The sequence below is a fragment of the Acinetobacter sp. AL9 genome (assembly GCF_041464035.1).
In the GTDB taxonomy this organism is placed as follows: Bacteria; Pseudomonadota; Gammaproteobacteria; order Pseudomonadales; family Moraxellaceae; genus Acinetobacter; species Acinetobacter towneri.
Genome location: NZ_JAYFSK010000001.1, coordinates 16,244 through 39,316, shown reverse-complemented (window position 1 = coordinate 39,316; position 23,073 = coordinate 16,244). Strand labels below are relative to the sequence as shown.

The following is a 23,073-nucleotide window of genomic DNA, read 5'->3' as shown; positions in this document are numbered from 1 at the left end:
AAATAGAAAAAATGAGGAATTTAAATCCAATCACCCAACCAAGACAAAATATTACCCAAGCCATAACCTATTGCCATTAAAGAAAAAATCCATACGGCAGCACCCACCACATTATAAAAACTAAAGGTCGCCAAAGGCATGTGCCCTGACCCTGCAGCAAATGGTGCAAATGAGCGTACAAACGGTATAAAACGCGCCATTAAAATAGTTTTGCCACCATGTTTCATAAAATAATGGTTGGTTTTGACAATATATTCAGGTTTGAAATAACGTGAATGTTGATGAAAATACTTCACCCCTAGAATTCGTCCAGTGTAATAGTTGACGCTATATCCCAAGACTGCCGCGACAAAAAGCAAAATCCCCATATAGTGCAAATGCACCACGTCAGTGGTGGAACACAAGGCACCAATTGCGATCAGCAAACTATCGCCTGGTAAAAAGAACATGAACACAGAACCTGTTTCTGCAAAAATAATCAGAAACAAAATGGCATAGATCCACAGACCATAATTATCGAGTAATAATGGCAGCCAGTGTTCCAAATTCATTAAAAAATCAATCATCTACATTAAACCAAAGGGGTGTTTATGATGAAAAAAACATCTTTATCTTTTTAATTATCCCTAAAAACAAAAAAACAGTCTAATTTTTCAATCAGACTGTTTAAATTTCATTCGGCTCTGTGCTTATTTTAAAAAGCCATTTTCAGCCAAGAATTCCATGCTAATTTTAGATTGCTGCGTAGTTTCTGCAGCTTTATCACCCAAGAGCAAACGCTCAATATAACGCGCCAAGACATCCACTTCTAAATTGACCTTGCTGCCAACTTTCCATGTGCCAATATTGGTACGCTCTGCCGTGTGTGGAATTAAATTCAGACTGATAACACTGCCGCGTAAATGGTTAATGGTCAGGCTGATGCCATCGACGGTCACCGAACCTTTTTCTGCCAAATATTTGGCAATTTCTGCAGGTGCAGTCACTTCATAGTAAATTGAACGTGCATCTTCACGTACCAGCGTAATTTCACCGACTGCATCAACATGGCCACTTACGATATGTCCACCAAAACGTGTCGTCGGCAACATGGCTTTTTCAACATTGACAGGCTGACCCACTTTCCATGTGCCTAAAGTGGTACGGTTCAAACTTTCACGGGACACATCTGCGGCATACCAATTGTCGCCCCACTCGATCACAGTCAGGCAAATACCATTGGTGGCAATTGAATCCCCCAAATGCACATCCGACATATCCAAATCGGTCTGAATACGCAAACGTAAATCACCGCCCACACTTTGCAGGCTTTCTACTTTACCTAAACTTTCAATAATGCCTGTAAACATAATCTTTTCTCACATTCACTGAGGATTTGTGGATTTACCACAACGCCAATTGGGTACTCACACCTGAGGTATCTACACCACCCAATTCTGCAAAATGGTAAAGTTGCCCTAACAACTGGCGAATAGGTGGGCCTGACTTGGCATGCGTATCGGTAATCACAATAAATTCCAGCACGCGCGCACGCTCGGACTGACGCTGTTTACTCACGCGATAACGCGGAACATCTTGCGTCAATAACGTCACTCGACCGCGTTTTAAATTGGCTTGCAACAAGTCTGTGGCACTAATATTACCATCGGTAGAATAACTGGTCAGAATAAAACGTGCATTAATGGTGTCCAATAAGGTTTCATACGCCTCTTTGGCGTACTTAGATGAGTTGTATGGACTTGGGCGTTCTTTGCGCCATGCGCGGTCAATACCGCTTTTAAAGCCTTTGGTGTCTGGAGTTGGTAAATCAATCTGATCCCACAAAGTTAAGGCATTTAACACATGATAGTTACTGCTATAAGCATGTTGATTATACGGTGGGTCTAAATAAGCCACATCCACCTCAAAACCACTCATTTGATTGGCAAGATGCTGTGCATCGACACACCACATTTCTGCAGCAGGTTTATTCGGTTCGCCAATGTCACAAAAACGACTTGGAGTGAGCCACAATAACGATTCAATTCGTTCTAGTGCAGTTTTAGTTTTACCGCCCCAACCATGGTGGAAGCTTTTAAATACCCCACTGGTATTGCTGACAAAACTGGCAGAGTACAACAACGGCGCCAACAATGCCGACATCTCGACATCATCAATGGCGCCCTGCGCTTGCCACGTGGCAATTTGCTGACGAATCGCATCTATGCGCATGCCGTTACGACGTTTAAAGAATAAACGGTCACGACTTGGGTCATAAATTTCGTCATTGCGCGGGCACAAGTTATGCGTCACCCAGCCTTTGACTTCAGGCAAACGGTTCAAATAATCAATGGCTTTTTGATAGCCACCTAATTCTTTAAACGCAGGTGCTTCAGTGCAGGCCAAAATCGCATGGTTTAAGGCATGGCTGTAGGGTTCCCAGTCATTGGCAATTACCCGATAGCCATTTTGGCGCGCCAAACGTGATACCACCCCTGAGCCTGCAAAGAAGTCAGCAAAAATTGGGGCACGACCATCTTTAGGATGTAGCGTTCCTGTCTGTTCAAGGGCTTCTAAAATCAGATGCAGTAAACGGCGTTTATTGCCCAAATAAGGCACCAATTGATGAAATAAGTATTCATCGGTGGTGCGTGCCGCATGACGACGTTTGTGATAAACCGTTGACTCTGAACTCATAGTGTCTCTTGAGAAGGAATTAACCTAAGGCGCACGTCATCACCCAATTGAGTGACATCGCAAAGTTTAAATCGAAGTTGCTCTGCCATCTGTTCAAATTCTGCATTAAACATGGCACGAGCCGAGCGCCCTAACAATGTAGGTGCCACATAGCTGATCACTTCATCGACCCAACCTTCCTGTAAGAAAGCGGTCGATAAGGTTGCTCCCGCTTCAACCAATACATCATAAATTTGATGTTGCTGTACCAATTGGGCAAGTAAGGTGGCTAAAGGTTGCGGTTCCAATTGTAACACGCCCAAAGCAGCCAACTCTGCACGATACGGTCCCATCACCATCACCGTTTCAGGCTGCTGCAAAATTTGTGCGCTCAAAGGCAAACGACCTTGGCGATCTAAAATAATCCGTTTAGGTTGTACTACGCTGTGGATGTCATCTACACCCTCTAAATGGCGTACATTAAGCAGACAGTCATCGGCCAGTACCGTGTCGATCCCCGTTAATACTGCAGCAGAAATTGCCCGCCAATGCTGCACATCGGCACGGGCAGCCGTGCCTGTGATCCACTTGGACTCACCTGAAGCCATTGCCGTGCGACCATCCAAACTCGAAGCTACTTTTAAACGCACATAGGGCACGCCCGTAGCCATGGCTTTTAAAAAGCCTAAATTTAACTGACGCGCTTCGGCTTCTGCCACACCGACATCAACCTGAATACCCGCATCTTTTAAAATTTGAACGCCCTTACCTGCCACCAATGGATTTGGATCTGGACAAGCGACTACCACTTTGACCACGCCTGCATCGACCAAGGCTTTGGCACAAGGTGGAGTGCGTCCATAGTGCGCACACGGCTCCAAAGTTACATAGGCAGTTGCACCACGTGCCTGTTCACCCGCTTGACGCAAAGCAAACACTTCAGCATGCGGTTGTCCTGCACGCGGATGATGCCCTTCGCCCAATAATTGTGCATCTTTAACTATCACACAGCCGACATTTGGATTAGGTTTGGTGCTGTATTGCCCCAAACGTGCCAACTCAATCGCACGACGCATCCAAAAAAGATCATTGGGAGGTAAATTGGAAGTGAATTCAGTCATATTCAGATGTTGTGTGCTTTTTGCTGACATGAGGGTTTATTGCTCACGTAACTGCATTTGTTCAATTTGACGGCGAAACGCTTCGACATCCTGAAAGTCCTGATACACTGAAGCAAAACGCACATACGCCACGTGATCCAATGCAAATAAAGCCTGCATCACAATTTCACCAATGGTACGCGATTTCACATCGCGCTCACCTAAACGGCGAATTTGTAATTGAATGTCGCTGAGTACCGTTTCAATTTGCTCTTGGGTCACAGGACGTTTTTGCAAAGCATGCATCAATGAACGACGTAGCTTGGCCTCATCGAAGGGTTCACTTTTCCCATCTGATTTAATCACACGTGGCATGACCACTTCATAACTTTCAAAAGTGGTGAAGCGTTCACCACAGCCGATACACTCACGACGTCGGCGAATTTGACAGCCTTCTGCCGCCAAACGTGAGTCAATCACTTTACTGTCTGCAGCGTTGCAAAATGGACAATGCATAGCGGTTAAATTGCACAAATTTGAATGAAAATGCAGTGTAGCAAAATTTCTCAACTTTGTAGAGTTTTACGCAATATATAGAAAAAAAACAGCCCCAAAGGGCTGTTTTACACAATATATTGATTATGTGCTGTGTGGATTATTCGACACGCTCACCATGTTGGCTTAAGTCGAGTCCCATACGCTCATCTTCTGCAGCCACACGAATACCGATTGTTAGATCAATTACTTTTAAGATGATGAAAGTCAGTACAGCTGAGTAAGCAATAGTCGCTAACACACCTTCAACTTGCACCCAAAGTTGGCTCATTAGGTTGCTTGGTGCAGCATCACCCATAATAAACTCGCTGGCAAAAAAGGCGGTTAAAATTGCACCAACAATACCACCTACACCATGTAATCCAAAGGCATCTAAAGAGTCATCGGCTTTCAGAGCGCGTTTTAAGGCAGTAATCCCCCAGAAACAGACCACACCACCAATTAAACCCATCGCTAATGCACCACCGACAGTCACAAAACCTGCTGCTGGCGTAATCACGACCAAACCTGCAACTGCACCCGATGCAGCACCTAATACAGAACCTTTACCACGTACCAGTTTTTCAACCACAAGCCATGCAATTGCTGCAGCTGCGGCTGCCACTTGCGTTGCAACTAAGGCATAACCCGCTGCACCATTCGCGCCTAAAGCAGAACCACCGTTGAAACCAAACCAGCCCACCCAGAGTAAACTTGCACCCAGTACAGTCAAGGTCAAATTATGTGGCGCCATAGATTCACGCCCTAAGCCCATACGTTTACCCAACATGTATGCAGCAACCAAACCTGCAACACCCGAGTTAATATGAACAACAGTACCACCAGCAAAGTCGAGTGCACCATCATTGCCTAACCAACCACCACCCCATACCCAGTGGGTAATTGGTGCATAGACCACGACCACCCAGATCGCGATAAAGGCAACAAAGGCACCAAACTTCATTCTTTCTGCAATTGAACCACTGATAATGGCCACAGTAATAATGGCAAAAGTCATTTGGAAAATCACAAATAAAATTTCTGGAATGCTACCGCTTAAAGCATCTGTACCAATGCCTGTCAGCATGACTTTGTCTAGGCCACCAATAAAGGCATTACCTTCACCAAAAGCCAAACTATAGCCCACTGCCACCCAGGCAATACTGACCACGGCTGCTGCTACAAAGCTATAAGCCATAGTATTGAGTACATTTTTCTTACGTACCATACCACCATAAAACAGTGCCAAACCAGGAATGGTCATGAGTAAAACTAAAGCAGTCGAAACTAAAATCCAAGCGGTATCGCCTGTATCTAATACAGCTTCTGGTTCAGCAGTTTCAGGCGTGCTGACTTCTGCTACAGCTGCAACTTCTGTTGCATTTGTTGTTTCGATAGGAGATGTTTCGGCAGTTTCAAGCACTGCAACATCTGAAGATGGAATGGTGGCTGTTGCGGCTTCTTCAGCCCAAGCAACAGAACCACCAAGAAGTGCGCCTGATAGACTCAGCGCGAGTAGCATTTTTTTCATTTGTGTCCCCCGACCTTTGTTTTTGTGAGTTATTAGGTACTCAGCAAACTTCATGCCATCTTTTAAACAGCGTCTGCACCCGTTTCACCTGTACGAATACGGATGACTTGTTCGAGGTTAGTCACAAAGATTTTGCCATCACCAATCTTGCCTGTACTAGCAACACGAGTGATTGACTCAATCACCGAATCGACCATTTCATCGCTAATTGCGATTTCGATTTTAACTTTAGGTAAGAAGTCAACGACGTACTCGGCGCCACGATAAAGTTCGGTATGACCTTTTTGGCGACCGAAGCCTTTGACTTCTGTTACGGTGATCCCTTGAACACCAATTTCAGATAATGCTTCACGCACATCATCTAATTTAAAGGGTTTTACAATTGCAGTTACGAGCTTCATGTGTGTTTTCCTTCGGCTTAATTCACCAGTAAGGTTTTATGTTCAAATTCCATGCCAAAGTTCTAAGGTCGGGGGAAATTAGAAACCGTGACATGAGTTTTCTTTATACCTTATTTTATACATTTATATGGTTTTGATCTTCAAAAAATAGACATATTTACTAGAAGATTTACGATTTTACTCATCGAATAAATCCATATTTCGTCTGAAATGCTATAGTCTATTCAAGACCAGTGCTACACTGCCTCCATTTTCTCCATCTTTGTGGAAACAACAATGATTGAAACTTTATTACAAGCCATTTTGGAACAAGTTGAACAACCTAAAAAAGATTTAGAACATAATTTACGTGCTTTGCTCAATGAGGCGGTCACCAAAATGGATTTGGTCTCGCAAGATGAGCTAGACCGCCAACGTACTGCGCTCAATAATGCCAACTTACGTTTAAATGAATTGTTAAAACAGGTTGAAGCACTGGAACAGAAAATTCAACTCCAAAAATAAGCACCAATTGAGTGCATAAATACAAAAACCAAACATTATAAAAATAACGCACCAAAACGGATCATCATAAAAATGTCTTTTGCCAAAGTGTATACGCGGGGGCTGCTCGGCTTGCACGCCCCTGCAATTGAAGTCGAAGTCCATCTGAGTCAAGGCTTACCTTCTTTAACCATTGTCGGTCTAGCCGAAGCTGCCGTACGTGAGAGTAAAGATCGGGTACGCTCTGCCATTATTAACAGTGGTTTTCAATTTCCGACCAAACGCCTAACTATTAATTTAGCGCCTGCCGACTTGCCCAAAGATGGTTCGCGTTTGGACTTAGCCATTGCTTTAGGCATTTTAATTGCTTCGGGACAATTGCCCGAACAAAGCACTGAAAGTTTAGAGTTTATTGGAGAATTGGCTTTAGATGGTCAATTGCGTCCCACCACAGGCACACTCAGTATTGCGATTGCCTGCCAACAGGCACAGCATCGTTTGGTTTTACCTGAACAAAATGCACAAGAAGCTGCTCAATTGCCTGACTTTGAAGTCTTTGCCGCCACACATTTAAAACAAGTTTGCGAACATTTGGCACAAAGCCAGCCTTTAAATAAAGTCACCGCGACTGCCCAACCACAGTTATCACATTCCGCCTTTGATTTAGTCGATGTTAAAGGACAGTTGCGCCCACGACGTGCTTTGGAAATTGCGGCTGCAGGTGGACATTCATTGCTATTCAAAGGCCCACCCGGTACAGGCAAAACCTTATTGGCATCTAGGCTTTCCAGTATTTTACCGCCATTGAATATGCAGGAAAATTTAGAAGTTGCCAGCATCTATTCTGTGGCGAATAGCCCGCATACGTTTGGACAGCGTCCTTTCCGTGCGCCGCATCATACCGCTTCTGCTGTGGCATTGGTCGGTGGAGGCTCATATCCCAAACCTGGTGAAATTACCTTGGCGCATTTAGGCGTTTTATTTTTAGATGAATTGCCTGAATTTGATAAAAAAGTGTTAGAAGTGCTGCGCCAACCTTTAGAGTCCAAAGAAATTGTGATTTCCCGCGCCTCTCGGCAAATTACCTTTCCAGCCAACTTTCAACTGATTGCTGCCATGAATCCCTGCCCTTGTGGTTATGCTTTTAATCAAGATGTGCGCTGTCAGTGTTCTGCAGAAAGTATTAAACGCTATCAAAACCGTATTTCAGGACCGTTGTTGGATCGTATCGACTTACACATTGATGTACCACCTCTGCAAGCACATGAATTACAGGATACCCGACCAGTGGAAAATTCTGAAACCGTGCGAAGCCGTGTCATTCAAGCATATACACGACAATTGCAACGCCAAGAGTGTTTAAACATGGCGCTCAGTCCCAAACAATTAGAGCAATTTGCACATTTAGATGATACTGCGCAAAATATTTTAGCCATTGCGCAGCAGCGTTTGAACTTATCGGCACGTGCGTATCATCGGGTGTTACGAGTGGCACGCACCATTGCAGATTTAGCCCAAAGTGAACAGATTCAAAGTCCACATTTGAGTGAAGCACTGTCTTATCGTGCCCATGAAGCCTGATTGAAAGTCTAATTAAGAGTTCGATTAAGAATCTGATTAAAAGTCTAAGAGATGAAAATAGCCCATTGCCATGCCTGTACAATGGGCGAGTTGTTTTTATTGTTTTAAGTTTCACTCCTAACTGGAGCTTTTATTTATCGTCGTAGCCGTATCTTTAGAAGGCTTTAGTTAAAGTAAATACAGCTCCTGTTTCAACGCCACGCTTTGCCGCATGCGAAAAACCATCGGTATCAATATCAGTTCCTACAGCAGCCAATTCAGCAGATAAACCTTCAACTGAAGCAAAGTTATAGCTTACACCGACTTTCCAATCTACATAGCTGTCTTTTCCACCGCCAAAATCAAAGTCATCTGCTTGGGTGTAACCTAATCCAGCAATCCCAGAAAAGCTGGTACTTCCAATGGGTGCGGTATAAGTGGCATTGAAATACCAAGCATCGGTGTCACCACCTAAGAAATCATTACTGTAGTTAATGGCTGTTAATAAGCTGGCATCTTTAAACAAAACATCACTAAAACCTAATTTTGCATAAGCTTCGAGCCAGTTTAAATCGCTCTCACTTGGGTAAGCGTAATACCAAAAACCCACATCCAAAATGGGTTTGCTGGCAAAATAATCTAGGCTTGTGGTATAGCCCATATAAGGGTCAAGCTCTAAATGTGCCGTACCACCAAAATCGACATTGGAACCCCACACGCCTGCATACACGCCAGAATCATGGCTGAGAGCAAAACCTGCTTGCACTGCGGGATCATTAAAAGTTTGAGTTAAACCACGATAGCGATAATCACTGGTTAAGGCTGCTGTCCCGCTAAACGACATGCCTGTCGCATTTTCTGCAGCAAAGCTGAGACTTGATGTGGCTGCGAACATCGCCAAAGAAAGTGTTTGAAGTACGAATTTCATTTTAGATTCCCCCTGCATCGGATGAGATGCCTTTGTCTATTTTTTTTGACTCAATGAAGGAATTGCAAACTCTATGCCAACGATGAAATTCAGAACAGCAATTTTACGTTTAAAAGCAATAGATATAAATTTAAACTATTGTTATACATCAATTATTTTTAGTGTGTTTTTTATTTTGATTGGAATGAATTTTGATTTGCATCAATACTCGTCTTATAACCACTGCACTTTAAACATGAATTTACACAGTGCTATGATTATTTTTTGCATCCTTGCATAGCAATAAAGCTAAATCACATACCTAAAAAAGTGCAGTCAAGAATCACAAGCCTATCCTGATCAAAAAATAGAAAGTCAGGCCTATCCTGTTCATCCCTACACCATCAACTGTCAAAACTCAGTCTGCAGGTAGAAATCTCTAGCCCAAAACTGCAATATATTTTTGCACCAAAATTTGACATCAACATGCAACGTGGCACTTCAATCTTCACATCAAAAGAATTCAATTACGGAAACGATAGGATAATTTTAATGATCGGAAAGCAACGACCACATAAAAGTTATCTAGAAAGCACCCTCTTAAACCGCTCAATTTGCATAGCAGCGCCCAAAACCAAACACCGATGTTTCACATGAAATCCGTAATAGCCAAAAGCTATTACTCAAAGCTTAAATAAAATGTAATTTTTATACTCTTAATTCAAATAAAGATTTATAAATTCATTTTCCAACTCACCTATCATCCAAAGTTAGACTCAAAAGATAACTGCATCACAGAAAAAATTTCACGCCATTTTAAGGCTTATGTTGTGTTTTACGACCTTTTATCACACTTTAAACTGTTGAAATATTAAACAAACTGTATTTTTAATGTGCGAGTTACAAAAAAGTTTCAGATGCGCTTCATTTTGGTAAATTACAGCAATTCAATAAATTTAAAATTATGTTTTTATTTTTACTAGAAATTAAAATAATTATTCAACTTTTATAAAATCAAGATTTTTAATGACCCCACAGTTTATCGAAAAAATGCTTAACTTTAGTGTCATAAGTGCTTTAAAAGTGATATTTTCGCGCATAAATAGCGATACAATTCGCCTACGTTTCAACTACACATTTACTGCATGAGGCCATCTCCCAATGCTGCAATCTAAAAAATTAACACTTGCGTTGCTGATCAACGCAGCGCTTGTTTCAACTGCATTTGCTAGCGAACAAAGTGAATCTAAAGGCTTTGTAGAAGACGCTAACGGTTCAGTTTTATTCCGTACAGGTTATTTAACCCGTGACTATAAAGATGTAAAACCTGGTACAGATACAAGTTCATTTGCGCAAACTGCAATCGTGAAATTAGATTCTGGCTTTACCAAAGGTGTAGTTGGTTTTGGTGTGGGCGTTATTGGTGATGCTTCATTCAAGCTAGGTGAAAATGGTCATACGGGCAATGGTATGATTCCTGTACACGATCAATTAAATGCTGATGGCACTAAAGATGCTTACGATCATTGGGCGCGTGGCGGTGCTTATGTGAAAGCACGTGTATCAAATACAACAGCTAAATATGGTACGCAAGTATCTGAAATTCCAGTAATTGCAAGCAATACAGCACGCTTAACACCTGAATACTACACTGGTCTTTATATTGAAAGTAACGAAATTAAAGACTTGACGTTAATCGGTGGTAAATTCACTAAAAACCAATGGTCAAATGACATCAGCTCAGACCAACAAGGTTTGGATAGTGCTATTTTCTGGGGTGCGAAATACAAATTTAACGACCAAGTAAATACTTCTTATTATGGTGTGGAAGTTAAAGATAAATTAGATCGTCACTATGGGAATGTAAATTATAGCTTTCCTACAGCAAATGGTGCGACCGTAACTTTAGATGCAATGGGTTACAATACTAAATGGAAAGTTGGAGCAGCAACAACTGATCCACGCAGTGCGACTGAAGAATTGACTAACTCAATTTGGGGTGTATCTGCAAGCTATAACAGAGATGCACACAATTTGATGCTTGCATACCAAGATAATGCGGGCAACATAGGTTACGACTATGCTTACAACGAAGATGGTCTACAAAGCATTTATGTACCAAACTCATACTTATCCGACTTTAATGGTAACGATGAAAAATCTGTTGGCTTACAGTACAACTATAATTTTAAAAACCATGGTCTTCCAGGTCTAAACTGGACAACAGCATTCGTTTATGGTTGGGATATTGATGTAGCCGAAATAAATAATCCAGCACAAATTATCGACCAAGCTGAAGAACATGAATTCTTTAACCAAGTGAAATATACGGTTCAATCGGGTGCATTCAAAGATGCAAGCTTACGCTTACGTCACTCTTACTTACGTGCAAGCGATACGTATAACAATGCGAAAGGAAATTATGTCAGTAATGCTATTGGCTCAACAAACGAATGGCGTATCTGGTTAGATATTCCTGTGAAATTATTCTAATTTCTCGGAATAGCCAACCCAATAAAAAAACCTGCACATATTCTGTGCAGGTTTTTTTACATTTCAGCTTTCATTTGAACACTGAACAGGCTACGTGCAAATTATGGATTTGCAGCTTTGTAGCCTTCAATTGAGTTCAATACTTCTTGTTTCGCAACATCAGCACCTTCCCAACCACTTAACTTCACCCATTTGCCTGGCTCTAAGTCTTTATAGTGCTGGAAGAAGTGTTCAATTTGGCTGATCAATAATGGTGGAAGATCCGTATATTCTTGAACATCTTTATAAATTGGGGTTAATTTTTCGTGCGGAACGGCAACCAATTTCGCATCAATACCACCATCATCTTCCATGTTCAATTTACCCACTGGGCGACAACGAATCACAGAACCTGGCTCTACTGGGTGTGGAGTCACAACCAATACGTCTAGCGGATCACCATCCAATGAAAGTGTATTTGGCACATAACCGTAGTTCGCTGGGTAGAACATTGCTGTACCCATGAAACGGTCTACAAATAATGCATCAGAATCTTTGTCAATTTCGTATTTGATTGGCGCTGCATTGGCAGGAATTTCAATGATCACATAGATGTCATTTGGTGCATCTTTACCCGCAGGGATATTGCTGTAGCTCATAGCATCACTCTTAAACAAGTTAAATCTTTTTAAAACCGCGTCAATTATAACGGTTTTCTGTCCTGAATTACTGCGCGATTATACATCTGCAAGGCAAAAATACATATTTTCAGACATGACTTGATCAGGTCAGTTTAATCACCATCAGTAAAATACAAATTGGGCAAAGTAAAGACAGCATCCAAACAATTGAACGCAGCGTCGCCCAATTGGCTAAATAACAAATTCCATAAATAATGCGCAGCACAATATAAGCAATACCAAACATCATCACCACCACTTGTGGGATGACCATATATTCCGCCATGAGCACTGCAGCAATAAATAAAGGCAGGCTTTCAAAACTGTTTTGCTGAACGGCGTTAGCACGTGCAGCTAAACCTGTAGTTTTGGCTAAAAATTCACGTGGATTTTGGTTATCTTCGCGTTTAAAGCCGCCTGCCATTTTTGCGACAACAGCAAAGACATACGGCAATAAGCAAGCAATTATAATTAGATAAACAATTCCACTTATGCTTTGCATCAATTTTTTCTCATAAACTGTATTGAGAACTTATCATAACATGGCATTTCTTGAATAAATTTTGTTAAATAGCATGTTTTAAGCAATTATATAAAGGATCCATTATGGTCAGCCCAGATCAAAAGGAAATGTTAGATGTACTTGAAAAGCAGCGCCAACATCAACTGCGAGTGGATCGTGTTTTAAAAATTGTGTTGCCTATTGTGGCATTTTTATTGATGGTGATTTGCGCCAACATGAACGTATGGTCGACCATTTTTACCTTCGTTGTGCTTTGGGTGGCGTTTTATGCGGTGGGGATTAAGCGCTTACCGCTCTGGCACTGGATTATTGTGATTGTGGTGTATTGCTTAATTGATAATATTTTAAGTTATGGCAGTTTTAATCAATCAGGTTTTAGTCGCCAATTTGGTGCGATGTTTATTTTCTTGGGTATTGTGGGTGTTGGGCGTCGTTACTTTGACCGTTGGCTGATGAAAGAGTAGGGTCTGTTAATACTTCATCTATGTTGAACAAGAAGCAATCAATTTTCTAAGCATATAAAAAAACGCCCCTGAATTTTCGGGGGCGTTTTTATTTCAAAGCAGAATGAATTACGCAGTTTTACGCAAATCTTTACGCAAGATTTTGCCTACGTTCGATTTTGGCAATTCATCCATAAACTCCACATAACGTGGGCGTTTATAGCCAGTTAAGTTCTCTTTAGCGAACGCTAATACTTCTTCTGTGGTCAATGATGGATCTTTTTTCACCACAAACAGTTTTGGCACTTCACCTGATTTTTCATCTGGCACACCAATGGCTGCCACTTCCAATACTTTCGGATGCTTCGCAATCACTTCTTCAATTTCAGATGGATACACGTTAAAGCCTGATACCAAAATCATGTCTTTTTTACGGTCTACAATTTTCACATAGCCACGTGAATCCATGATACCAATGTCACCTGTACGGAAGAAACCATTAATCATCACTTTATCGGTTTCATCTGGACGGTTCCAATAGCCTTTCATGACTTGTGGACCACGGATTGAAATTTCACCTTGCTCACCTAGTGCAACTTCATTGCCGTCATCATCCAAAATAGCCACTTCAGTTAATGGCAATGGAATACCAATGGTACCACTAAATTCGTCAGATGTAGGTGGGTTAGCCGTTGCCACAGGTGAAGTCTCAGATAAGCCATAACCTTCAATAATGTTGGTGCCTGTGACTTTTTTCCATGCTTCAGCAGTTGATGGTAATACTGCCATACCCCCGCCCATCGCCATTTTCAATCGACTGTGATCAAGCTGTTTAAACTCTTCATTATTCACAAGCGCATTGAATAAAGTATTCACCGCAGGGAAGAAAGTTGGTTGATATTTGCGTAATTCTTTCATCACCGCAGGTAAGTCACGCGGGTTTGGAATTAAGACGTTTGCCTGACCTTTGTACATGCCGTAAAGCGCGCACACCATAAATGCAAAAATGTGATAAAGCGGCAACGCACAGAAAATACGATCATCTGGCTGACCATCTTTCGCACCAAATTTACTTTGGAAAATACCATCACATTGCAGCATGTTTGCCACAAGGTTACGATGCGTTAATTCTGCACCTTTAGATACACCTGTTGTACCACCTGTGTATTGCAACACAGCAGTATCACTTAAAGTTAAGCTTGGGCGTTTGTAGTTGCTTGGGCTCACTTTGGAAATTGCTGCATTAAATTTAATGTGACCCGGAATGTTCCATGCTGGAATTTGCTTACGCACTGAACGTAAAACAAAATTCACCAAGGTACCTTTTAATGCACCTAACATATCGCCCACAGAAGCAACAACCACATGCTTCACAGGAGTTTTACCATTAATTGCCTGATAAACCGATGCAAAGTTTTCGATAATCACTAAAACTTCAGAACCAGAGTCATTTAATTGGTGCTCTAACTCACGTGAAGTATAAAGTGGGTTCACGTTCACCAATACTAAGCCTGCACGCAACACCGCTAATGCAACCACTGGATATTGAAGTACGTTCGGCATCATTACGGCAACACGCGAGCCTGGTGCCAAACCTAAGCTTTGTAAATAGGTTGCAAATTTACGGCTAGCTTCTTCTAGTTCACTAAAGCTTAAAACTTTATCCATAAAGATAAAGGCATCACGTGAACCAAATTTTTGGAAATTACGTTCAAAAATGTCTACGAGTGACGTATTTTCTGCAGGCAGTTCTACAGTTTCTGGAATTCCTCTCTTTTGGTATTCAGCAAACCAAATCTTTTCCATAATGCCAATTTCTCCAATCAATAATCCTTAGTTTTAAACTATTTTTCTCAATACAAGACGTCGTTGTTTGCTTGTTTATGTCCTGTATTGCATCCATTTTCACGAACACAAACCATATATAACGTATTTTGCTTAAAAAACGCTAGTATTATCTTTGAATTAACAGTTTATTTGCTTTTTGGTAACCACGTGGTAGGAGCTGACCTTTTGTGCCGCGCTTCGCCACATACTTCAGCAAATCATCACCTTTGAGTTTGAGTTGTTGCTGTCCTGCAAATACTTGAATTGCTTCATCTAAACTTAAAGGCAACATAGACACCAACTGATCTTTTTCCTCAAGTTGTATCAATTTATTACCTTTACCTTTATTCAAAATTGGCAATTCTGACAGCTCAATCACCAGTAAACGCCCTGCTGAACTGAGCAGTGCAACATGACTCGCGTGTTCAATCATTTGCAAGTTCATCACTGTCGATTGTTCAGGCAAAGACAGGAATGCTTTACCTGCTTTGGCACTGGTATCTAACTGTTTGGCCTGCGTTTTAAAGCCGTAACCTTTGCTGCTGGCTGCTAGAATTTCAGTCTCATCATCGGCAATCAGCAATTGTTTAAAGCCAACACCACTGGCCGGAGCAAGTTTTGAACTTAATGGTTCGCCCAAGCCACGTGCCGAAGGCAGGCTATTAATTGGCAACGCATAACTGCGTCCCGTATCATCTAAAATATAGACGCGCTGATTGGATTTGCCTTGTGCATGACTGAGATATTGATCACCCGCACGGAAGTTTAGATTTTCCGCATCGACCTCATGCCCTTTGGCACAACGAATCCAGCCTGCTTCAGACAACACCACCGTCACAGGGTCGGCAGGTAGCATATCTTGTTCATTAATCGCAGTCGCTTCGGCACGCAATACAATCGGTGAACGACGATCATCACCAAATTTTTTCGCGTCTTCTTTCAACTCACTGATAATTAAGTTTTTCAATGATTCAGGATTCGCCAATTGTTCACGAATAATGGCAGCGCGTGCTTCTAATTCTTCTTGTTCACGGCGAATTTCCATTTCTTCAAGCTTGGCTAAATGGCGTAGCTTTAACTCCAAAATGGCTTCGGCCTGAATTTCATCAATACCAAAATGCGCCATCAACTCGGCTTTAGGATGATCTTCTTCACGAATAATCCGAATCACGGTATCAATATCTAAATAGGCAATCAGCAAACCTGCCAAAATGTGCAGTCGCTTTTCGATTTTATTAAGATGATATTGCAAACGACGTGTGACGGTATTTTTACGAATCTCAATCCATTCCAGCAAAATACGACGAATCGATTTCACCTGCGGACGACCATCTGCGCCAATCATGTTCATATTGACACGATAGCTCGATTCTAAATCGGTCGTGGCAAACAAGTGACTCATCACCGCTTCGGCATCAATACGGTTAGAACGGAGTACAATCACCAAACGGGTTGGGTTTTGATGGTCAGATTCATCACGCACATCGCTCACCAACGGCAGTTTTTTCGCCTGCATTTGATCGGCAATTTGGGTAATGATTTTTGAACCCGAAACCTGATACGGCAATTCGGTAATCACGATTTCATTTTTTTCGATGCTGTACACCGCACGCATACGGTAACTACCACGACCTGTACTTTGCATTTTCAGCAATTCTTCAGGTGGGGTAATAATTTCAGCTTTAGTCGGTAAATCTGGTGCAGGAATATATTCTGCAACTTTTTCGTCGGTTAAATTTGGGTTACGAATCAGGGCAATTGTGCCTTTCACCACTTCACGCAAGTTATGCGGTGGAATATCGGTCGCCATTCCCACGGCAATACCTGTGGTGCCGTTAAGCAAAATATTCGGTACACGCGCAGGCAAATTGACAGGTTCTTTTAATGAGCCATCAAAGTTATCTTGCCAATCACAAGTACCTTGCCCCAATTCCGCCAAAAGTACTTCACTATATTGCGATAGTTTGGCTTCGGTATAACGCATGGCGGCAAAGGATTTAGGATCATCGGGTGACCCCCAGTTGCCCTGCCCTTCAATAAATGGGTAACGATAACTGAACGGCTGCGCCATCAACACCATAGCTTCATAACAAGCAGAATCACCATGTGGATGGTATTTACCCAATACATCCCCTACGGTACGGGCCGATTTTTTCGGTTTGCCGCTGTGCTTGAGTCCAAGCTCACTCATGGCGTACACAATACGGCGTTGTACAGGTTTCAAACCATCGCTGATATGGGGTAATGCACGATCCATAATCACGTACATGGCATAGTTAAGGTATGCACGTTCAGTAAATTCTGCTACGGAACGGTTTTCTGTTGCATGATGCGCAAGGCTTGTCATAAAACCTGTCGTCCTAAATCATTTGTTTTTGTATCAATCGGCTTATGCTATGCCGCAGCAGCATCCTGCACAAGGGCTAGTAAGGATGCTCTGCGACAATTTGTGTCTTATGCCGTAAAAATATTCATTTTATAAAAAACAGCAATGCAAAATATACGATGGCTGGTGGTTATTTTACAAACCTATCGACTCTAAAGTTCTGCCTTTGGTTTCTTCACCCAACACCACAATCACCAAGGCAACGGCCAATAAAACCGCTGTAAACATCATAAAGACATAACTAAAGCCATTTTGCATAACCATCATGTGCGTGACCACCATTGGAGCGACAATACCACCCATGCGTCCAATGGCCGAGGCCCAACCTGAACCAAAAGCACGAATATTGGTTGGATATTGTTCAGGAGTATAAGTGTATAGCACACCCCATGCGCCCAAGTTGAAGAACGACATCAAACAACCCCAGAACATGATCATCGCTACACTGTCGGCCTGACCAAAGAAATAAGCCGATACGGCACACATGCCAATAAAACCAGCTAGTGTAGCTTTGCGCCCTAATTTTTCGACCAGCCAAGCAGCTGCAATATAACCGGGCAATTGCGCCAAAATCATGCCCAACACATATTCAAATGACTGTACGATGCTGTAGCCTTGCTGCACCAACAGACTTGGCAACCAAGTGAAAATGCCATAATAGGAATAGACAATGCCAAACCAAATCACCCACAGCATTAAACTACGGCGTGCAAATGGCCCCGACCATAATTGGGTAAAAGAGATATGCTGTTTGGCGGCAACAGGCTGAACTTCAATCTGTTCAATGACTTCTACCCCACATTGACGCTCAAACTTTTGTACCAGTGCATGTGCTTCGGCAATACGACCACGATTGATCAGATAAGGGATAGATTCAGGGACTTTTTTCCAGATAACCAAGGCATATAAGGCAGGCAAACCACCGATTAAAAATGCTGTATGCCAATCAAATTTTGGAATCACAAAATAAGAAACCAATGCCGCACATAACCACCCCAAGCCCCAAAAACTTTCCAGCAATACAATAAAACGCCCACGCACATGCGCAGGAATGTATTCACTGACCAAAGTCACCGCTACGGGAAGCTGCCCGCCCAAACCTAAACCGACAATAAAGCGAAAGACCAGTAACCAAGTTAAATTCGGCGCAAAGGCACAAGCGGCAGTAGCTAGACTGTAAATCACCAAGGTGGTGGCAAATACAGTTTTACGTCCAATTTTATCGGCCAGACCACCTGAAAAGACTGCGCCAATGGCCATTCCGACAAAGCCAATTGACACCACCATGCCTTTTTCGGCAGGGGTCATGCTCCAGTCTTCTGCCATTTTTGCCAAAATAAAGGAGATCAGTCCTGTATCCATGGCATCAAACATCCAGCCCAAACCAATCACCACCAGTAGGCTATAGTGGAATTTTCCAATGGGTAGACGTTGCACACGCGAAACTAAATCCATAACACACTCTTTAAGTTGGCTAAAAGGATATGGGCTAAAACACAACTGCTGTTGTATTTTTATACTATGAATTGACAGGATGTGGATAGCATTAAAAAACCGATCTAGTGATCGGTTCGCTTCTATTTAGATATTCAATACAATTCTTATAACCAATTAGGTTTCATCTTTAGAGGATGCTGAATGTTCATCATCATCCTGATAAATAAATTTAGGCATTTCTAAGCCAAAATAAATCGCAATCAAACGCAAGGTAAAACCAAAAATAAGTGTTGCGATCACGGTTAATTCAAGCGATAAACCGATTTCGATACACAACCAATAGCAAATTACGGAAACAAAAGAAATACTGGCATATAGCTCACGACGGAACACCAAAGGCACATCGTTACACAGAATATCACGCAGAATCCCGCCTGACACACCTGTTAAAACACCTGCAACGGCAGACACTACAAAACCATGCCCCATTTCCAAAGCAATTTGGCAACCAATAATGGTGAAGCCAATTAAACCTAAAGCATCGAGCACCAAGAAAATGGAACGTAAATGACGCATCCATTTGGCAATTAAAATAGTGATAAAAGCCGCAATACAGGTCAGCACCAAATATTCAGGATGTTTGACCCAAGTCAACGGATAATGCCCCAATAACACATCTCGCACCGAACCACCGCCCAATGCGGTGACACAGGCAATTAAGGTGACACCAAACCAATCCATGCTGCGACGCCCTGCAGACAATGCGCCTGTCATCGCTTCTGCGGTAATCGCGATTAAGTAAATGACCAACAACAACATGGACTTGCCCTTCTTTCACTAGGCCAATAGATGCGCGTTATAATAAGCGAAAAACCAAGATAAAGTTATAAAAATTGCGCACAACATTGCTTAAATTTTTTACCCGAACCACAAATACACGGCTGTTTCATAGTCGGCTGTTGCCCTGTGGTCGGATCTAGAAAATACCAACGGGCCTGATGTTGCACAAAATGGGAAATTTCATGGTGAATTTGCGTCTGCTTGGCATCGTGGTAATGGGCTTTAAATTCAACTTGGGCATGGCTTTTATCTAGCTTTTCATTGCTATTCAGCACTTCGAGCTTTAACCATTGATTCGACTTGCTCCAATCTGCAATTGCGTCAACATCCAAACTTGCCTGTTGTCCTAGCGCAGTAGTTTGCACAATATAATCAATTTGTTGCAAGGCAAAAGCGCTATAGCGTGAACGCATGAGTTGGCTCGCGGTTTCTGCATGTGCCTGCCCCACATGTAAAGGTTGGCAGCAGTATTGATAATCGCCTTGCCCGCACGGACATGCCAAGTGATGCATAGAAAATTCCAGAAATTTAAATCAATAATAGGGTCTGTTGACACTTCGTCTATATTTGCAATGGCAACAGCCCCAAAACAGCCTGACAATGCAGGCTATTTTAGCGGAAGCACAAGACTGAAATGCAGTTTGGCGTTCAGTTTATGATGCGCTTGAAGATTCCTGCTGAATCAAATGCACTTTTTCAATTTTATGTCCATCCATGGTCACAATTTCAAAAACATAACCATCGGAAAGCAATTTCTCACCATTTTCAGGCAAACGTCCCAAATGGAATAAAATATAGCCTGATAAAGTTGAATATTGCTCGCTTTCATCCACCAAATCACGACCTAATAATAAAGATACGTGGCGAATATCAATGGAACCATCTAGCAATAATGTGCCATCTTCCAAACTTTCAGCACTGGCTTCGAGTGCATCTTCATCTGGGAATTCACCTGCAATTGCTTCCAGAATATCAATAGGTGTGGCAACGCCTTCAATCGAGCCGTATTCATTCAGCACAATCGCCATTTGCAGCGGTGCTTGACGCAATTGCTCCATCACCATCAAAACTTGGGCATTTTCATGCACAATTACGGGTTCACGCAAATGTGTTTCAAAGTCCAGTACACCTGTTTCAATGTATTGATTCATAACTTTATGGGTTAAGACAATGCCTGAAATATTGTCCAGTTCACCACGTGCCACAATCACTCGTGAATGGGTCATACTTAATAATTGGCTGCGAATTGAGGCATCATCTTCGTCTAAATCAATCCATTCCAGTTCAGGACGTGGCGTCATCACCGATTTTACAGGACGCTCAGATAAGCCCAACACTCCTTGTACCATCACGCTGTGATAGACGCCATTTTCAGCATCAAAGACTTCATCAGCAAAGGCGCGGGTAGCCAAAACATCTTCGTTGATATGACTGCTTTCTGTCGTATTTTGACTTTTGCCACCTAACATCCGCATCACAGCCGAAGCAGTACGGTAGCGTAAATCGGTGGTGGTCACGGTTTTTTCCTGATTTCTGCGGATGGTTTGGTTCAGGAATTCAATCATCACCGAGAAGCCGATGGCGGCATATAAATAGCCTTTTGGAATGTGATAGCCAAAGCCTTCCACCACCAATGAGAAACCAATCATCATCAGGAAGCACAGGCATAGAATCACCACGGTAGGATGCTTATTGACAAAGTCCATGAGCGCTTTAGAGGCCCACAACATAATGCCAATGGCGATAATCACCGCAATCATCATGACCGATAAATGCTGCACCATGCCCACAGCGGTAATCACGCTGTCGAGTGAGAACACCGCATCTAGCACCACAATCTGCACAATCACCATCCAGAAAGTCGCGTGTACAGGGTTTTCTTCTTTTAGTGCTGGTTTGCCTTCAATGCGTTCGCGCAGTTCCATGGTGCCTTTAAACAACAGGAACACACCACCAAACAGTAAAATCAGGTCACGTCCAGAGAAAGGATGTTCAAAAATATGAAACAGTGGTTGGGTCAGAGTGACGACCCACGCGATAGAGGCGAGTAAAATCAGGCGCATCCCCAAGGCGAGAAGCAAGCCCACCACCCGTGCCGTATTGCGTTGTTCTGGCGGTAACTTTTCTGCCAAAATGGCAATAAACACCAAGTTATCAATGCCTAATACAATTTCGAGTACGATCAGGGTCAATAACCCAACCCACGCAGCGGGGTCAGACATCCATTCAAAGATCATGCGCTCTTCTCCTGAATATCATGGGTCAAACGTGCCACACGGCGATGACACTGAAAAGATAAGTTTGCTTGCTCTGGTTGGCACAGCATGTAATTTAAAAATATTCGTTCGGTGCGACTACTACCACTGTCCATGACGATTCTATAGTTGTCAGACAAGCTTTGAGTATAGGAAAGTTTGCGCTCAGATTCATCCCCTTTTTGCGACATCATCCACGCCAATGCAGCACTTTCACAAATCTTTGCAAATTGAACACTGCATACTGACGGGTTTGTCATATTTGAGCACTAAGCTAGAGCCAACAAAAAGAACATGCTATGGTGAAGAAAATAAATGAATAGCGAATTAAGAATGACCCAATATATCAATAATCCATCTCCTCAAACCTCTCAACCTTTGGTGGCACTGTACTGTGGTTCGCGCTCTGGCAATAACCCGATTTATCAGGAAAAAGCAGTACAACTGGCAAGAAAACTGGCCGAGCAAGGTTTTGGTATGGTCTACGGCGGTGCGAGTATTGGATTAATGGGTTTGGTTGCCGACACCGTTGTGCAACATGGTGGGCAAGCGGTGGGAGTAATTCCTGAATTTATGCTGGATTATGAAATTGCCCACAGTAATTTAACCGAGTTACACGTAGTCAAAAGCATGCATGAGCGTAAAGCGATGATGGCAGATCGCGCCAGTGCTTTTGTGGCGTTGCCAGGCGGCTTGGGTACTTTTGAAGAGATTTTGGAAATTGCCACTTGGGGGCAATTGAATCAGCACCAAAAACCGATGATTTTATATAATGTAAATGGCTTTTATGATGCGCTGATTCAGCAGTTAGATCATGCGGTGCACGAAGGTTTTTTACCACCACAGCACCGCGCTAAACTGATCGTGTGTAACCACTCCCATAAAATTATTAATGCCTTGAAGAATTTGGATTCTCCACGTCATTTTGTGGGTTGAACTTTTTTAGCTACATGAAATAGCAATAAAAATGAAAGTGAAAGCGAGTCGGTGACTCGCTTTTTTTAATTCACTGTTCATTGGTTTTTACAGCACAAAAAAG

General features: G+C 42.4%; 22 protein-coding genes. 5 read left to right on the top strand and 17 right to left on the bottom strand.

Features of this window, described 5'->3' with window-relative positions; translation table 11 throughout:
- Positions 1-20 precede the first annotated feature (20 nt).
- From ACEO2X_RS00170 to glnK, 7 genes are all read right to left on the bottom strand, one after another.
- Complete coding sequence (locus ACEO2X_RS00170) at positions 21-566, bottom strand: VTT domain-containing protein (RefSeq protein WP_004975673.1); 546 nt, start codon at positions 564-566, stop codon at positions 21-23.
- 123 nt (positions 567-689) lie between these two features.
- Positions 690-1,349: a riboflavin synthase gene (locus ACEO2X_RS00165; protein ID WP_371970905.1), complete on the bottom strand. Its 660-nt coding sequence runs from the start codon at positions 1,347-1,349 to the stop codon at positions 690-692.
- A 34-nt stretch (positions 1,350-1,383) separates the two neighbouring features.
- Positions 1,384-2,676, bottom strand: a complete 1,293-nt coding sequence (locus ACEO2X_RS00160) for a DNA adenine methylase (protein ID WP_371970904.1) — start codon at positions 2,674-2,676, stop codon at positions 1,384-1,386.
- The gene (gene ribD / locus ACEO2X_RS00155; RefSeq protein ID WP_180064690.1) at positions 2,673-3,776 is read right to left on the bottom strand and encodes a bifunctional diaminohydroxyphosphoribosylaminopyrimidine deaminase/5-amino-6-(5-phosphoribosylamino)uracil reductase RibD; all 1,104 of its coding nucleotides are present in this window, start codon (positions 3,774-3,776) and stop codon (positions 2,673-2,675) included. The genes ACEO2X_RS00160 and ribD overlap by 4 nt, the downstream gene beginning before the upstream one ends.
- Positions 3,777-3,812: 36 nt before the next feature.
- Positions 3,813-4,271 (bottom strand): transcriptional regulator NrdR, encoded by a 459-nt coding sequence (nrdR, locus tag ACEO2X_RS00150; protein WP_004975665.1) that lies wholly within the window; start codon positions 4,269-4,271, stop codon positions 3,813-3,815.
- A gap of 139 nt (positions 4,272-4,410) precedes the next feature.
- Positions 4,411-5,820, bottom strand: a complete 1,410-nt coding sequence (locus tag ACEO2X_RS00145; protein WP_371970903.1) for an ammonium transporter — start codon at positions 5,818-5,820, stop codon at positions 4,411-4,413.
- Positions 5,821-5,882: 62 nt separating this feature from the next.
- Complete coding sequence (gene glnK / locus ACEO2X_RS00140) at positions 5,883-6,221, bottom strand: P-II family nitrogen regulator (protein ID WP_004650081.1); 339 nt, start codon at positions 6,219-6,221, stop codon at positions 5,883-5,885.
- A gap of 276 nt (positions 6,222-6,497) precedes the next feature.
- On the opposite strand from glnK, the gene ACEO2X_RS00135 reads away from it, so the two are divergent.
- Positions 6,498-6,725 carry an accessory factor UbiK family protein gene (locus tag ACEO2X_RS00135; protein ID WP_004975661.1) on the top strand — a complete coding sequence of 76 codons (228 nt, stop codon included), beginning with the start codon at positions 6,498-6,500 and terminating at the stop codon, positions 6,723-6,725.
- A gap of 72 nt (positions 6,726-6,797) precedes the next feature.
- Complete coding sequence (locus ACEO2X_RS00130; RefSeq protein ID WP_004975658.1) at positions 6,798-8,285, top strand: YifB family Mg chelatase-like AAA ATPase; 1,488 nt, start codon at positions 6,798-6,800, stop codon at positions 8,283-8,285.
- 154 nt (positions 8,286-8,439) lie between these two features.
- On the opposite strand, the gene ACEO2X_RS00125 is transcribed toward ACEO2X_RS00130, so the two are convergent.
- Positions 8,440-9,192 carry a TorF family putative porin gene (locus tag ACEO2X_RS00125; protein WP_371970898.1) on the bottom strand — a complete coding sequence of 251 codons (753 nt, stop codon included), beginning with the start codon at positions 9,190-9,192 and terminating at the stop codon, positions 8,440-8,442.
- A gap of 1,140 nt (positions 9,193-10,332) precedes the next feature.
- Here ACEO2X_RS00125 and ACEO2X_RS00120 point away from each other — a divergent pair.
- Positions 10,333-11,664 carry an OprD family outer membrane porin gene (locus tag ACEO2X_RS00120; RefSeq protein WP_371970896.1) on the top strand — a complete coding sequence of 444 codons (1,332 nt, stop codon included), beginning with the start codon at positions 10,333-10,335 and terminating at the stop codon, positions 11,662-11,664.
- Positions 11,665-11,765: 101 nt separating this feature from the next.
- Here ACEO2X_RS00120 and ppa read toward each other — a convergent pair whose 3' ends face one another.
- Together ppa and ACEO2X_RS00110 are read right to left on the bottom strand one after the other, a co-directional pair.
- Entirely contained in the window at positions 11,766-12,302 is a 537-nt protein-coding gene (ppa, locus tag ACEO2X_RS00115) for an inorganic diphosphatase (protein ID WP_004975651.1), read from the bottom strand.
- 124 nt (positions 12,303-12,426) lie between these two features.
- The gene (locus ACEO2X_RS00110; protein WP_104852906.1) at positions 12,427-12,825 is read right to left on the bottom strand and encodes an MAPEG family protein; all 399 of its coding nucleotides are present in this window, start codon (positions 12,823-12,825) and stop codon (positions 12,427-12,429) included.
- Between the two features lie 104 nt (positions 12,826-12,929).
- Here ACEO2X_RS00110 and ACEO2X_RS00105 point away from each other — a divergent pair, with 104 nt between their 5' ends.
- A complete protein-coding gene (locus ACEO2X_RS00105; RefSeq protein WP_004975646.1) occupies positions 12,930-13,310 on the top strand; it encodes a hypothetical protein in 381 nt (126 codons plus the stop codon).
- A 108-nt stretch (positions 13,311-13,418) separates the two neighbouring features.
- Here ACEO2X_RS00105 and ACEO2X_RS00100 read toward each other — a convergent pair whose 3' ends face one another.
- The 7 genes from ACEO2X_RS00100 to ACEO2X_RS00070 form a co-directional block, all read right to left on the bottom strand.
- Entirely contained in the window at positions 13,419-15,095 is a 1,677-nt protein-coding gene (locus tag ACEO2X_RS00100) for an AMP-binding protein (RefSeq protein WP_371970893.1), read from the bottom strand.
- A 148-nt stretch (positions 15,096-15,243) separates the two neighbouring features.
- Complete coding sequence (parC, locus tag ACEO2X_RS00095; protein ID WP_371970891.1) at positions 15,244-17,463, bottom strand: DNA topoisomerase IV subunit A; 2,220 nt, start codon at positions 17,461-17,463, stop codon at positions 15,244-15,246.
- 174 nt (positions 17,464-17,637) lie between these two features.
- Entirely contained in the window at positions 17,638-18,957 is a 1,320-nt protein-coding gene (locus tag ACEO2X_RS00090; protein ID WP_286396873.1) for an MFS transporter, read from the bottom strand.
- A 156-nt stretch (positions 18,958-19,113) separates the two neighbouring features.
- A complete protein-coding gene (locus ACEO2X_RS00085) occupies positions 19,114-19,758 on the bottom strand; it encodes a trimeric intracellular cation channel family protein (RefSeq protein ID WP_178865912.1) in 645 nt (214 codons plus the stop codon).
- 65 nt (positions 19,759-19,823) lie between these two features.
- Positions 19,824-20,291 (bottom strand): YchJ family protein, encoded by a 468-nt coding sequence (locus tag ACEO2X_RS00080; protein WP_004975636.1) that lies wholly within the window; start codon positions 20,289-20,291, stop codon positions 19,824-19,826.
- A gap of 141 nt (positions 20,292-20,432) precedes the next feature.
- Positions 20,433-22,016 (bottom strand): TerC family protein, encoded by a 1,584-nt coding sequence (locus tag ACEO2X_RS00075; protein ID WP_004975629.1) that lies wholly within the window; start codon positions 22,014-22,016, stop codon positions 20,433-20,435.
- The gene (locus tag ACEO2X_RS00070) at positions 22,013-22,294 is read right to left on the bottom strand and encodes a hypothetical protein (RefSeq protein WP_131261671.1); all 282 of its coding nucleotides are present in this window, start codon (positions 22,292-22,294) and stop codon (positions 22,013-22,015) included. Before ACEO2X_RS00070 ends, ACEO2X_RS00075 begins: the two co-directional genes overlap by 4 nt.
- A gap of 55 nt (positions 22,295-22,349) precedes the next feature.
- On the opposite strand from ACEO2X_RS00070, the gene ACEO2X_RS00065 reads away from it, so the two are divergent.
- The gene (locus tag ACEO2X_RS00065) at positions 22,350-22,970 is read left to right on the top strand and encodes a TIGR00730 family Rossman fold protein (protein WP_096902251.1); all 621 of its coding nucleotides are present in this window, start codon (positions 22,350-22,352) and stop codon (positions 22,968-22,970) included.
- Positions 22,971-23,073 lie beyond the last annotated feature (103 nt).

What these genes read in the sequence shown, in the direction of transcription:
- glnK (WP_004650081.1), bottom strand. Translation starts at nt 6,221, where the DNA reads ATGAAGCTCGTAACTGCAATTGTAAAACCCTTTAAATTAGATGATGTG.
- ribD (WP_180064690.1), bottom strand. Translation starts at nt 3,776, where the DNA reads ATGACTGAATTCACTTCCAATTTACCTCCCAATGATCTTTTTTGGATG.
- ACEO2X_RS00105 (WP_004975646.1), top strand. Translation starts at nt 12,930, where the DNA reads ATGGTCAGCCCAGATCAAAAGGAAATGTTAGATGTACTTGAAAAGCAG.
- ACEO2X_RS00165 (WP_371970905.1), bottom strand. Translation starts at nt 1,349, where the DNA reads ATGTTTACAGGCATTATTGAAAGTTTAGGTAAAGTAGAAAGCCTGCAA.
- ppa (WP_004975651.1), bottom strand. Translation starts at nt 12,302, where the DNA reads ATGAGCTACAGCAATATCCCTGCGGGTAAAGATGCACCAAATGACATC.
- ACEO2X_RS00090 (WP_286396873.1), bottom strand. Translation starts at nt 18,957, where the DNA reads ATGGATTTAGTTTCGCGTGTGCAACGTCTACCCATTGGAAAATTCCAC.
- ACEO2X_RS00100 (WP_371970893.1), bottom strand. Translation starts at nt 15,095, where the DNA reads ATGGAAAAGATTTGGTTTGCTGAATACCAAAAGAGAGGAATTCCAGAA.
- ACEO2X_RS00145 (WP_371970903.1), bottom strand. Translation starts at nt 5,820, where the DNA reads ATGAAAAAAATGCTACTCGCGCTGAGTCTATCAGGCGCACTTCTTGGT.
- ACEO2X_RS00130 (WP_004975658.1), top strand. Translation starts at nt 6,798, where the DNA reads ATGTCTTTTGCCAAAGTGTATACGCGGGGGCTGCTCGGCTTGCACGCC.
- ACEO2X_RS00110 (WP_104852906.1), bottom strand. Translation starts at nt 12,825, where the DNA reads ATGCAAAGCATAAGTGGAATTGTTTATCTAATTATAATTGCTTGCTTA.
- ACEO2X_RS00075 (WP_004975629.1), bottom strand. Translation starts at nt 22,016, where the DNA reads ATGATCTTTGAATGGATGTCTGACCCCGCTGCGTGGGTTGGGTTATTG.
- ACEO2X_RS00135 (WP_004975661.1), top strand. Translation starts at nt 6,498, where the DNA reads ATGATTGAAACTTTATTACAAGCCATTTTGGAACAAGTTGAACAACCT.
- ACEO2X_RS00160 (WP_371970904.1), bottom strand. Translation starts at nt 2,676, where the DNA reads ATGAGTTCAGAGTCAACGGTTTATCACAAACGTCGTCATGCGGCACGC.
- ACEO2X_RS00080 (WP_004975636.1), bottom strand. Translation starts at nt 20,291, where the DNA reads ATGCATCACTTGGCATGTCCGTGCGGGCAAGGCGATTATCAATACTGC.
- ACEO2X_RS00125 (WP_371970898.1), bottom strand. Translation starts at nt 9,192, where the DNA reads ATGAAATTCGTACTTCAAACACTTTCTTTGGCGATGTTCGCAGCCACA.
- ACEO2X_RS00085 (WP_178865912.1), bottom strand. Translation starts at nt 19,758, where the DNA reads ATGTTGTTGTTGGTCATTTACTTAATCGCGATTACCGCAGAAGCGATG.
- ACEO2X_RS00070 (WP_131261671.1), bottom strand. Translation starts at nt 22,294, where the DNA reads ATGACAAACCCGTCAGTATGCAGTGTTCAATTTGCAAAGATTTGTGAA.
- ACEO2X_RS00065 (WP_096902251.1), top strand. Translation starts at nt 22,350, where the DNA reads ATGAATAGCGAATTAAGAATGACCCAATATATCAATAATCCATCTCCT.
- parC (WP_371970891.1), bottom strand. Translation starts at nt 17,463, where the DNA reads ATGACAAGCCTTGCGCATCATGCAACAGAAAACCGTTCCGTAGCAGAA.
- ACEO2X_RS00120 (WP_371970896.1), top strand. Translation starts at nt 10,333, where the DNA reads ATGCTGCAATCTAAAAAATTAACACTTGCGTTGCTGATCAACGCAGCG.
- ACEO2X_RS00170 (WP_004975673.1), bottom strand. Translation starts at nt 566, where the DNA reads ATGATTGATTTTTTAATGAATTTGGAACACTGGCTGCCATTATTACTC.
- nrdR (WP_004975665.1), bottom strand. Translation starts at nt 4,271, where the DNA reads ATGCATTGTCCATTTTGCAACGCTGCAGACAGTAAAGTGATTGACTCA.